The organism is Candidatus Woesearchaeota archaeon, assembly GCA_018302225.1.
In the GTDB taxonomy this organism is placed as follows: domain Archaea; phylum Nanobdellota; class Nanobdellia; order SCGC-AAA011-G17; family JAGVZY01; genus JAGVZY01.
Window position 1 is genome coordinate 40,842 of record JAGVZY010000008.1, and the last position, 12,388, is coordinate 53,229.

Annotated in this window: 12 protein-coding genes; 5 read left to right on the top strand and 7 right to left on the bottom strand. The window is 26.5% G+C overall.

Translation table 11 applies throughout. From position 1 onward, the window contains the following. The 3 genes from J4403_01785 to J4403_01795 are packed head-to-tail and all read left to right on the top strand — an operon-like array spanning position 1 to position 3,114. Positions 1 to 1,362 carry an oligosaccharide flippase family protein gene (locus tag J4403_01785; protein MBS3166919.1) on the top strand — a complete coding sequence of 454 codons (1,362 nt, stop codon included), beginning with the start codon at positions 1 to 3 and terminating at the stop codon, positions 1,360 to 1,362. Beyond that, positions 1,331 to 2,092 (top strand): glycosyltransferase, encoded by a 762-nt coding sequence (locus J4403_01790; GenBank protein MBS3166920.1) that lies wholly within the window; start codon positions 1,331 to 1,333, stop codon positions 2,090 to 2,092. The genes J4403_01785 and J4403_01790 overlap by 32 nt, the downstream gene beginning before the upstream one ends. Beyond that, positions 2,077 to 3,114 (top strand): glycosyltransferase family 2 protein, encoded by a 1,038-nt coding sequence (locus tag J4403_01795; protein ID MBS3166921.1) that lies wholly within the window; start codon positions 2,077 to 2,079, stop codon positions 3,112 to 3,114. Before J4403_01790 ends, J4403_01795 begins: the two co-directional genes overlap by 16 nt. Here the strand turns inward: J4403_01795 and J4403_01800 are convergent. Genes J4403_01800 through J4403_01825 form a run of 6 tightly spaced genes read right to left on the bottom strand, consistent with a single transcriptional unit; the run spans position 3,111 to position 9,824 of the window. Further along, a complete protein-coding gene (locus tag J4403_01800) occupies positions 3,111 to 4,661 on the bottom strand; it encodes a glycosyltransferase family 39 protein (GenBank protein MBS3166922.1) in 1,551 nt (516 codons plus the stop codon). The two genes, J4403_01795 and J4403_01800, sit on opposite strands and share 4 nt — an antisense overlap. Before the next feature lie 56 nt (positions 4,662 to 4,717). Further along, positions 4,718 to 6,154: a radical SAM protein gene (locus J4403_01805; GenBank protein MBS3166923.1), complete on the bottom strand. Its 1,437-nt coding sequence runs from the start codon at positions 6,152 to 6,154 to the stop codon at positions 4,718 to 4,720. Between the two features lie 5 nt (positions 6,155 to 6,159). Then, positions 6,160 to 7,170 (bottom strand): radical SAM protein, encoded by a 1,011-nt coding sequence (locus J4403_01810; GenBank protein MBS3166924.1) that lies wholly within the window; start codon positions 7,168 to 7,170, stop codon positions 6,160 to 6,162. Then, the gene (locus J4403_01815) at positions 7,164 to 8,102 is read right to left on the bottom strand and encodes a glycosyltransferase (GenBank protein MBS3166925.1); all 939 of its coding nucleotides are present in this window, start codon (positions 8,100 to 8,102) and stop codon (positions 7,164 to 7,166) included. The genes J4403_01810 and J4403_01815 overlap by 7 nt, the downstream gene beginning before the upstream one ends. Next, complete coding sequence (locus J4403_01820; GenBank protein ID MBS3166926.1) at positions 8,099 to 8,776, bottom strand: glycosyltransferase family 2 protein; 678 nt, start codon at positions 8,774 to 8,776, stop codon at positions 8,099 to 8,101. Before J4403_01820 ends, J4403_01815 begins: the two co-directional genes overlap by 4 nt. A gap of 34 nt (positions 8,777 to 8,810) precedes the next feature. Continuing rightward, the gene (locus J4403_01825) at positions 8,811 to 9,824 is read right to left on the bottom strand and encodes a glycosyltransferase family 4 protein (GenBank protein MBS3166927.1); all 1,014 of its coding nucleotides are present in this window, start codon (positions 9,822 to 9,824) and stop codon (positions 8,811 to 8,813) included. 51 nt (positions 9,825 to 9,875) lie between these two features. On the opposite strand from J4403_01825, the gene J4403_01830 reads away from it, so the two are divergent. Further along, positions 9,876 to 10,877 carry a glycosyltransferase family 2 protein gene (locus tag J4403_01830; protein MBS3166928.1) on the top strand — a complete coding sequence of 334 codons (1,002 nt, stop codon included), beginning with the start codon at positions 9,876 to 9,878 and terminating at the stop codon, positions 10,875 to 10,877. A gap of 54 nt (positions 10,878 to 10,931) precedes the next feature. Then, a complete protein-coding gene (locus J4403_01835; GenBank protein ID MBS3166929.1) occupies positions 10,932 to 12,071 on the top strand; it encodes a glycosyltransferase family 9 protein in 1,140 nt (379 codons plus the stop codon). Here the strand turns inward: J4403_01835 and J4403_01840 are convergent. After that, positions 12,055 to 12,388 (bottom strand): hypothetical protein (locus tag J4403_01840; protein MBS3166930.1); only part of this gene is annotated, 334 nt, incomplete at its 5' end. The two genes, J4403_01835 and J4403_01840, sit on opposite strands and share 17 nt — an antisense overlap.

Sequence of the window (12,388 nt, forward strand, 5' to 3'; positions counted from 1 at the left end):
ATGTTCGAAAAGATAAAAACAAAATTTTTTGGAAAAGAAAATAAAAATTTTAGAGATCAAACAATTGTTGGATTCTCTATGCTTTTTATGAATATAATGAATGCCGTATTCCATTTAGTTGCTGGAAGAAAACTTGGTCCCGAGGATTATGGTCTATTTGGAGCTTTATTATATATTATGTATTTCATGACTGTTCCGTTAAATACAATTCAGCTCAGTATTTCTAAATTTACTACAAGGTTTAATATTGAAAAAAATAATGCTAAAATAAGTTATATGTATAAAAGAGCAATAAGAAAGATGTTAATATGGGGTTTATTTGCGTTTATTGCATTTTTATTAATAAGCCCTTTACTAATTAAATTTTTTCATGTTTCTGAATCTAATATAATTAAAGAGTATTCTCCTTTTTTTATAACTGGTTTGTTTTTAGTTTCTGCATTATTATTACCCATACCCAGAGGCATATTACAAGGATTACAAAAATTCTTACCTTTTGGAAGTAATCTTTTATTAGAAGGATTGATCAAAATAGGATTTGGAGTTTTACTTTTAATTTTTGGATTTGGTTTAGATGGAGCACTATTTACATTTTTAGCATCATATATTATTGCTTATTTTGTTGCGAGTTATAGTTTAAAGGATATTAAAAAAACTAAGCCAGAAAAGTTTGACACTAAAATTTTATATGGCTATTCTTATCCAGTTATTATTACTTTAACTGTACTTACTGCAATGTATACAGTTGATATGATTTTAATTAAAAACTTTTTAAGTCTTGAAAATGCAGGCTTTTATGCTGCTCTGTCTACGCTTGGTAAAGTTGTATTTTTTGGAAGCTTATCTGTAAGTAATGTTTTATTTCCTAAAATATCTGAGATATATGAAAGTAAAATAGGTAGTTTAAATTCAAAAGAAAAAGAGCATAGAAAAGTTCTATTTAGTTCATTATTAATTGTATTTTTGTTTGGGATGTGCGGGGTCGCATTCTTTTATTTCTTACATAACCAATTTATTTCATTAACTTATGGTATAAAGTACTTACCTGTATCTAATTTATTGTGGTTATTCAGCTTAGCTATGACTTTCTTTGCAATGAGTTATACTTTATGTTTTTATAATTTATCTAGACATAAATATAATTTTATTCCCTTAATAGTAATTGGCTTAATTATGGAAATATTTATAATATTTAAACTTAAATCAAACATTGCATCAATAGTCAAAGGATTGGATTTTTTGATGATTATTTTATTTGTAATTTTATTTGTTGAAACTATTTTTATAAGTAAAAAATTAGAAATTAAAAAGCCTGAAAATGGAGAAATAGATGAAATTATCCCTGATAATACCAGCATATAATGAAGAGAAAAGAATTTTTAAAACATTAGAAAGTTATAAGTTCTTTTTAGATTCAAAGAACTTAGATTATAAAATTATTGTAGTTTTAAATGGCTGTAAGGATAATACTCAAAAAATTGTTGAACCTTTCTTAGATATAAAAACTAATATGCTTGTTTTTGAAAGAGGTATTGGGAAGGGTGGAGCAATTATGGAAGGTTTTAAAATTGCAAGAGGAGAGTATATTGGTTTTGTTGATGCAGATTCTGCAACATCTCCTGAAGAATTTTATAAATTGTTTGAAAATTTAGAAAGCAATAAAGAATTAAGTGGAGTTATTGCTTCTAGATATTGTAAAGGCGCAAAAATATTACAGAAACAACCCCTATCAAGGAGATTTGCGAGTAGAGTATTTAATTTATTTATTAGAGGTTTATTCGGATTAAATTTTGCAGATACACAATGCGGTGCTAAAATATTTAAAAAAGAAGCAATTAAAAAAATACTTCCCCAATTAGGCATAACTAAATGGAGTTTTGATATTGATTTATTATACTTATTAAAGAAAAATAAATTCAAAATTAAAGAATTTCCTACTATATGGAGTGAACCAGGGGAATCTAAATTAAAGGTTTTAAAAACCTCTATTGAGATGTTTTTATCAATTCTAAGGTTGAGATTAGTTTATTCACCTTTAAAGTTTATAGTTAAAATTTATGATTGGAGTCTTGGAAAATGGATTCACAAGTAAGTATTATAATTGTAAGTTGGAATAAAAAAGAATTTGTTTTAGATTGTTTGAAATCTCTTGAAACTCAGACATTTAAAGATTTTGAAACGATCTTAGTAGATAATGGTAGTACTGATGGACTCTCTGAAGCAGTTGAAAAAGAATATTCTAAAGTTAAGATAGTAAGATTAAAAGAAAATTTAGGCTTTGTTGGGGGAAACAATGAAGGATATAAGCATTCAAAAGGAAAATATATTGTATTATTAAATAATGATACTATAGTTGATAAAGATTGGTTAAAAGAATTAGTTAAAATGATGAATTCTGATTCTAAAATTGGTGCATGTCAATCTAAAATTTTAGATATGAAAGATCATAGCTCATTTGAGTTTACCGGTGCTGCAGGTGGTTTAATGGATATTTATGGCTATGGCTTTTGTCGAGGAAGAGTTTTTGATGAAGTAGAAAAAGATAATGGCCAATATGGAGATATAATAAATATATTCTGGACTGCAGGAGTTTCAATGATTACGCGGAGAGATATAATTGAAAAAATAGGCTTATTTGATGAATATTATTTTATTTATTGTGAAGAAGTTGATTTTTGTTGGAGATTAAACTTAGCAGGATATGAACTAAAATATGTTCCAACTTCAATAGTTTATCACTATGGCGGTGCTAGTTCTCAACGTGGAAAAGTAAAAATAAATTTTAAGATGGCTTATTTATTGCACAGAAATCATATGATTACTTTATTAAAAAACTATTCAATTAAATCTTGGTTTAGAATTATACCCATAAAGATTATTTTAGAATTTATGGCTATTGGTGGGTTTTTGTTTAGCAATCCTGCAAGGTCTATAGGCATCTTGAAGTCATTTTGGTGGGTTTTAACACATCCAAGACTAATTTTAAAGAAGCATAACGAAGTACAAAAATTAAGAAAAGTTTCAGACAAAGAAATTATGAAAAAAATGTCTAAAAAAAGTACTGCAATTGGATACTGGATTTTTGGAAAAAAAAAGTGGAGTGACTATTTCTAATTTAATTTTATTACAATCGAGCCAGGTACTTTTTTATTTGCATCTAAATAACTTCTAAAAATAATTTGATATCTATTTGAACCTTGAGAAATTTGGTTTTGTATATCTTCTAATAACCATTGTTTTGGTGGATCTTGGGGGTAAATAAATGATAAAACTAAATGGGTGATATTATAATCATTTACTAGACTATTGAACTCTGTTAAATTTTCTCCTTGGCCTTTTACTATTTTTCTTTCGCCTACATAAGCTGCAAGTTCCATTTGATTAGAAGTAATAAGAATATTAGAGGTTTTAGGGGTATTTTTCTCTATAAACTCTCCTGCTTCTTTTATAGATAAGAAACTGGTTTTTCGGTTATTGATTATATCTTTAGCCGTATTAATTTGAGTTATTGAAAGTAAAAGTATTAAGATTAAAGGAATTATAAAAATAATATTTTTGTTTTTAGTAATTAAATGTGTAAGAGGGTTATAAAATAAATTTATAATTAAGATACTTAATGCAGGAATCAAACAAATAAGATATCTGTCCTCAGAATACTTGTAAAGCCATACAAAAAAGATTATTGTAAGCATAATCCAAAGGATTAGAATAATATTAGCTATTGAATCTGTATTTTTTTGCTCTGAGCTATTTTTTAATAATAGATCTATGCTTAAAAATATAAAAATTATAGATATTAAAATTCCCAGTAAAAATAATATAATTCCTAACAGACCTGAAATTGAATATAATTGTGTGAAAACATAATAAGCAGGTTGATTAAATTGATGGATTGCTGATGTTCCTTCACTAATCAAATACCATCCAAATGCTGGAAAGATGGCTTTAAATCTAATCAAGTTGAAAATTATATAAATTACTAAAGGTAGTGCTGAAATTCCTACTGAAATCCAAAGAATCTTTTCTTTTAAAAATTTAATTTTATATTTTAAGAGTAAAGCGATTGGAAATAAAAGAATAAATAATATTGAAGTAAATTTAGTTAACATACTTAAAACGAAAAATAATGCAAATAGAGAGTATTTTGATTTTATTTTAAATTTAAACTCTTGATTAATACATCCTTCCCAAAATAAATATAAAGATATTACTAAAAATAAAGTAGATAATATTTCTGTTAAATATCTATAAGAATAAAATAAGATAATCCATGAAAAGGAAATTGTCAATCCAGATAAAAAAGCTCTTCGTTTATCTTTAAAAAAAGAATAAGTTAAAAGATAGGTAAAATAAACTAATAATATTGAAGGTATTAGTAAAATAAAAAATCTCATTAAACTTTCTAAACCAAGATATACAAAGGGTGTCATCAATAATGGCAGTATTAAAGGTCTTATGGGATTCCAGTCCAATGCTGTTTGAAACCCGGCAAAGTCTCTTGCCATAACAACATATTCTGCTTCATCCCACCATAATGGCTGATTTCCAACTGAAAAAAAGAAATAAAGTCTTATTCCGACAGTCAGTACTAAAAGTAATAAAAGAAGGTATTTTTCATAATTTTGAAAAAAATTTGAATTTTTGATATTCTCTTCAGGCATAAGAGAACTATATTTAAAGGGTTTATATAACTTTTTGTTTGTTTTTTAATAAGAAATTAAGGTTTTATACTTTGTCTTTTAGCCCAATCTAAGAATGAAACACCTACTTTTGTAAGATTCTTAAGTTGGCCAAAGTTTCTTAGAGAAAATACGTTTGAAAGGAAAATACTTGGTCTAAAATAAAATGAAGTGTATGCTTTCTTTCTTAATTTCATAACTTCATCAGGTTTTAAATTTGGATAATCTAGGATGGAATAATTTTGTTCAAAATATTTCCAATCTGAATTAGTAATATAACCTTTTGACTTTGCATCAAGATATAATTCTGAACCTGGAAAAGGGACTGAACAATAAAATTGAGCATAGTCAATTTTTAATTTCTTTGCAAACTTAATTGTTTGTTGGATTGTTTCTTTAGTATCTCCTGGAAGTCCTAAGATAAAATGTCCTGTTACTTTTATTTTTGCTTTTTTTGTTATCTTTATTGTTTCTATTGTTTGTTGAAGAGTGATATTTTTTCTTACATTATTTAAAATTTCCTGAACACCTGATTCTATTCCATAACCAATCATCCAGCATCCTGCTTGTTTTAATAGATTCGCAAGTTCTTCATCAACATCACCAATTCTTCCATTACAAACAAAACTAAATTTTTCTTTTGTATCTATAATAGCCTTACAAACTTTTTTGGCATAGTCTTTATTCATTGTAAAACCTTCTGACCAAAATAAGAAATCGTAAACTTTGAAAGTATTTTTAATCCAAATCATTTCTTCTGCAATTTTTTTAGGATCTCTATATCTAAGTTTCTTTCCATAGTAAACATGATCTGCACAATAAGTACAATTATGTGGACAACCTCTATTTGTTGCTATCATTAGAAAGGGTCTATTAACTAAGGGGGTTATATACAAATTGGTTTTAATAAGATTCCATGCTGGATAGGGTAGTTCATCAAGATTTTGTATGGGTTTTTGTTGAGTTTGAATTATTTGATTATTTTCTTTAAATGCAATTCCAGAAATATCTGAATAATTATTTTTATTTTCTTTAATTGCCAAAGCAATTTCTTTAGCTGGAATTTCCGGTTCTCCAATTATAAGGAAATCAATTAAAGGATGCACTTTTAAAATCTCTTCTGCTAAAGCAGTAACATGAATTCCAAATAAAATAATTTTAACACTTGAATTTTCTTGCTTTAGAGATTCTGCAGCTTGAATATCAAAATCTATTGAAGGTGTAGCAGTATTTATAAAAATTATATTCGGTTCAAATTCTTTAGAGATATCTTTTAACTTTTCTAGATTAATATTTTCAACTATGCAATCATGAAGTCTGCATTCAAAGTTTTCTTTTTCTAGTACTGCAGCTATATAGGCTAGAGATATAGGTGGCCAAGTTGCACCCCAAGCTCCTTCTCGTTGCATACATCTTCCTTCCCTTACCATTCTTACACCTTCAGGTGCAGGAGGGTTTATTAGTAAAGCTTTCATAGTATTTAATCTCCTAAGATTAGTTTTGGATACTTTGTCCAATTTAAAAAGTAATTGTCTAATATATTACAATTATGATGACAATAACATTTTTTTTGAGCGATATGTTTTCTTAATCTCTTTGCAGGCTCTGAATTTAAGATTGCTTTTAAAGGTTTGTTTTTAAGATTACCCATTGAAGGCAGCATTTCACAAAATGAAACATCTCCATTAGCATAAATTACTAAATGTTGTGTGCCTGCCAGACAAGAAGGTATTTGTCTTTTCTTTTTTATTATATTTAAACTTGTATTATACATTTGTTTTTGATAGTTTTTTAATATTCTTGAAATAATTGGATTTAAACCATAAGAATAACTATCCCACATCGAGAAAATACCTTTTCTAATTCCAATTAATTTTTCTAAAGAAGGTAATTTATAAGTTTTATTTCTAGGATTTCCTCTTAACAAGATTATTGAATGAAAGTCAGGATTAAAGGTTTTGATATATTTCATGAACTGAATTAGAGTGGGATAATTTTTTTCACACAAAACCGTATTAACTTTTACCTTTAAATGGGGTATAGTTCTAAGTTTCTTTAAGGTGGCTATTGCTTTGTCAAAACTTCCCTTTGCTCTAATTGAATCATGAACCTCTTTAAAACCATCTAGTGATATTGAAACTGTAAGTTCAGCTTTAGTGGTGTCTAATATTTCTTTAGTTTTCTCATAAATAAGTTCTGAATCAAATCCATTTGTGGGTATTGTAATAACTTCAGATTTGAATGAACTACAAATTTCAGGTAAGTCTTTTCTTAAGAAAGGTTCTCCTCCAGAAAGATCTAACCAAAGTAGTTTTCCTAATGATTTTGAAACTTTTTTTATTTCTTCTAAAGAGATATCAGCTATAGGTATATCAAAATTAACAAAACACGTATTGCAACGCAGATTACATTTATTTGTAACATGTAAAATTAAATGTGCTGGTTTGTCTCTATTTGGAAATAAAGATTTTGAAAGCAAAATTTTTAACATAGGTTAGACTCCAATTTAGTTTTTAAGCTATCTTTAATTGCTATTGCTTGAGCTAATTTTCCTAAAAATACTAAATGAATATAAAAAACTATTTGGGGTTTATAAGGTAACCATTTTAAAATTGTAAATAAGGTGTAAAGTTTTGCTAAAGGTAAAATATAAAACCAACTTAAAAAATATGAACGTGGCATTAAGAAAGAATAGTCCATTTTATTCCTTTTACGCATATTAACTGCATGTAATCCAAAAACATATTGGTGTTTTAAATAGGATTTTAAGCTATCTCGGTCCTTATGTTTAATTATTATTCTTGAATTGAAGTAACAAGGTATCTTTTGTTTAATTATTCTTGAAAAAAACTCTGCATCTTCTCCGCCTTTTAAAGTTTCATCAAATAAACCTAATTTTTCAAATACTTCTTTTCTTAATGAAAGATTGTTTGTAGGAAGATGTAATTTTTTTATATATCTACTTCTTGAATAAGGTATAGAGGTCCACCAACTGCAATAGTCATCAGCTTGACCTGAAATAGTTTTATGAATGCCCTTAACTCCTCCACCAACTACTTGAATTTTATTATTCTTTTTATAGGTATTTATATGAAGGTTTATCCAATCTGATTTTACTATTGTATCTGAGTCAAGTAAAAGGATTATATCTCCTTTAGCTAAGACTATTCCAGCATTTCTCGCAGCAGAACCCATAGTCTTTGAATTTATTGAAAAATTAATTAATTTTAATCTTGGATCTTTTATCAGATTTAAAAATTCTAAAGTTCTATCTGTTGAACAATCATTGCAAACGATTACTTCAAAGCAGGGATAATTATTACTGAATACAGATTCTAAACAAGCTAAAATTGTTTTCTCCCCATTATAAACTGGAATTATTACACTTACAAAAGGTAAATTAGAATATAAAGGTGCAATCATATTAAATTTATTATTAACCTCCAGATAAATTTATAACCTATTCTAAATAAACTTAATTTTGAATTTCCTGCTTTTCTTTCATATTCATGACTTGGGATTTCTAAAATTTTATAATCTTTTTTTAAACATTTTAAAACCATTTCCTGTTCTATATCAAAGTCAGTGGATTTTAAATCTAAATTTTTAAAAACATCTGTCTTGATTGCTCTGAAACCATTCTCAGAATCGGTTAGATTAACTTTAAATCTATAATTTATTGCTAATTGAATTAAACCACTGCCTATATTTTTTGCAAAATTTAGTAAAGTTCCATGAAGCTCATCACTACCTCCCAACATTCTTGAACCTACGACCATGTCTGCATTGCTTTTTTCTAAAAGCAAAAGCATTTTAGGAATATCTTTTGGATCATGAGAACCATCTGCGTCCATAAAAATAAGATATTTAGATTTAACAAATTTAGAAGCACTTCTTAAAGCAGAACCCTTTCCGATACCTTCTTCTTCTACAATTTTAATATTTTTTGAAAGAATAATACTTTTTGTTTTATCTTTAGAATTACCATCAACTATTAGAATTTTCTCTTTTGGAACTACTTTTAAAGTTTCATCAAGAACTTCTCCAATAGTTAATTCTTCATTCTTTGTAGGAATAATAAGTGTATAATCTTGCACAGAATAAACCATCTATAAAGGTTTATAAAGGTATCTAAATGGATTTAAGAACTTTTAACCATTCTTTAGAAAGCTTGCTAATATCATAATTTAATGCTTTTTTTCTTGCAGCCAAACTAAAACTTTTTCTTAAATTTGGATTATCTATTAATTTACTTAACTTGGATTTGAATTCATTTAAATTTTTTTGCTCAACAATAAATCCATCTTTATTATCAGATATAATTTGTCTTGGACCAATACAATTACTTGAAATTACTGGTAAACCTGAGGACATTGCTTCTATTACAGTTAAACCAAACCATTCTTCCCATTTATCAATTTTATATGAAGTATTTATTGAAATATCTGAAATTCCATTTTGAAAAGCTAATTTGGATTCATTATTTATTGATCCTAAATATTTTATAAATTTATTATTTTTGACTTTTTCTTTTTCGGGGCCATCTCCAATAATAACAAATTCTGCTTTTTCTTTAAAATATTCTGCAAGTTCTAATACTAAGTTTATTCCTTTTTCTTTGATTAATCTTCCAACAAACAATATCCTAACTTTTTTAGATTTTGATTTTTTTATTGGTTTGAATAATTGAGTGTCTACACCATGAGGTATAATAAATATGTTTTTGTTGTCTTCAAATTTCTCTAATGCAAGTTTTGTTTCATTATTTAAAACTACGATTTTAATATTTTTAAGGAATATTTTCCATAATTTTCTGTCAAAAGGAAATCTAACTCTTGGTACTTTAACATTTTCTTCCCAATAAGGCCAAGAAGTAAAGAAAATAAGATCTTTTTTTAGAAGTTTAAGTATTAGAAAATAAAAGACAGCCCAGCTATAAGGTGCAAAGTTAATTATAATCTTTTTATGAAAGAGTAGTCTAATTGGGTTAAAAAGATGTTTTATAGCTCTAAAAGGATTATGATAAGCTGTTCTTGCTATTCTAGAATCATAGATTTTAATCTTGATTAATTTAGACTTTTCTAACTCTCTAAGATTGCGAAAATAAAATTCAGTTGGACATTCTGTGTATATTGCAATATTCATATTAACTAAAAAGATAGATAGGTTTAAAAAGCTTGTTTCTTTTTTGTAATCATGCCAAAAATTAGCATTATTATGGTTAATTGGAATGGTAAGTTTTATTTAAAACCTTGTCTAGACTCTATAGCTGAGCAAACTTTCAAAGATTTTGAGTTGATATTTATAGATAATAATAGTACTGATGATTCTGTTGACTTTGTAAAAAAGAATTATTCATTTGCAAGGGTTGTTAAACTTAAGACAAATAAAGGTTTGCTTGGTGGTAATCATGAGGGTCTTAAGTACACTAAAGGAAATTATATTTTTTTCTTAAATAATGATACTGTTTTAGATAAGAATTGTTTAATGGAAATTTTTAAGGCAGTTCAAACAAAAGAAATATCTAGAAAATATACTTTCTTTGCTCCCAAAATTATTTTTATAAATAAGACTTTATTAAATTCTGTGGGTATAATGCCATATAATGATGGTACTGCCAAGGATATAGGCATCTTTGAGGATGCAAATAATTATACTGAGCAATTTGAGATTTTTGGCCCTATGGGGAGTGCTTCTATTTATTCTAGAAAAGTACTCGAAAAAATTAGAAGTCATGGAAAATATTTTGATGAAAATTATTTTGGATATTATGATGATACTGATTTGGATTTTAGATTAAGATGGATTGGTGAAAAAGCCTTATATCTTCCAAAAGCAATTGTTTATCATCATGGAAATGCTAGTTTTAAAAAAACTGGAAAAACGGCATTATACCATTCAAATAAAAATAAAATACTTAATTTTGTAAGAAACTATCCAACTTCAATTTTAATTAAGAACTTACCTGTCTTTATTATTAGGCAGATTATTTCTATAGTTTATTACTTAGTGCAATTTAATTTTTCTCCAATAGCCGGGAAAATAAAAGCAATTAGATTATTGCCCCAATATATCAGATTGAGAAATGAAAATTTAAGAAAAAATATAAAAAATGTCAAGAATGTTGAAAGATTTATAGTTTATAAAGATACTATAAAAAGTATTATAGGAAAAGTTAAACCTCTTTCTCAAGACTAAATTAGAGTTAATAAAAACTAAAAGTTTAAAAGATTCTGCTTTTTTAATAGTAAAATGAAACCGTTTAGAGCCAAATTAGAGGATAATTTAAGGATTTTCAGTTGGTATGTAGATCATGGTTTATTTAAAATTATCAGTTTATTTAAAAATAAAAAAATTCCTCAAGAGGTAAATAAAATAATAATTGTTGAATTTAAATATATTGGGGATATAGTTGTTTTAACGCCTGCTATTAAAGCCTTAAAAGAAAAATTTAATTCTGCTAAAATAGATATAATTATTCCAGAAGGAATGAAGGGCCTTCTAGAGAATAATCCAAACATAAATAAAATAATTGAATTAAATCCCCTTAATTATAATTCTGATGAACTTTCTCAAAGATTATTAAAAGAGAAATATGATTTAGGAATATTATTTCATTCTGGAAGCTATAAACTTAGTAAAGTTTTGAAAGATGCAGGTGTAAAATTTAGAATTGGATGCACAAGGCAAGGGGTTACAGAAGGCAAAGGCTTTTTCTTAAATAATAAAACTAAACCAACATTTAAATGGAAACACAAGGTAGAAGATAATTTAGATGTAATTAAAAACTTGGGAATTAATGCAATTCAGAAAAAAACTGAGTTGTTTGTTGATTTAATATTAAAAAATAAAATAAATTCAAGTTTAGCTAAAGGACCTAATAAAGTTGTTCTTATTCACCCCATTCCACAACATAAAAGTCATGAATGGGTTCCTGAAAGATTTTCAGAGCTGATTAAAGAATTAGTTAGATTAAATTATAAAGTTGCGATAAGTGGAAGTAAAAAAGATAATACTAAAGTAAATAATATTCTTAATAGATTAGATAAAATAACAAAAAAGCAAGTAATTAATTTTTCAGGTAAATTAAACTTGAAAGGTCTCATTGCTTTGGCTAGCTGTGCAGATTATGTGATAAGTGTAGATACAGGAACTATGCATATTGCTGCAGCATTAGATAAACCTGTAATCTCATTATTTGGAGCTGGAAACCCTAAAATTTGGCATCCTTATACTGAAAAACAAATTTCAATATTTAAAGATAAAGAAGTTTGTACTTCTTGTATGAAACATAAATGTTTTAGAAAAGGTAAAAGAAATATGGAATGTATGAAAGCTATAACTATTCAAGATATTTTGAGTGCATTTGAAAGGATTAAATCTTTAACTTAAAGTGATAAATGGTATTTAAAATTTTTCTCTTTACTTTTCGCAAATTTTTAATTTTCTTGAGATCAATCATCCAATTATTTAAAGAGGCAATTAATTTTTGGGAGAAAGGTTTTTTACATTTACTCAAATTCCCATTTAATATTTTCTCGATTTCTTTTCTGTGATCTAATTTTTTATAAGGTTTATTTTTATTATAATAATTTAGAATATTATTATAAAGATATTTTCGAATATTACTTAACTGCTCTGCCGTAAAATATTTTGTTCTTGATATAGCGTTAGTTTTATCGCTTTTTGGATCACAAGTATAATCTTTC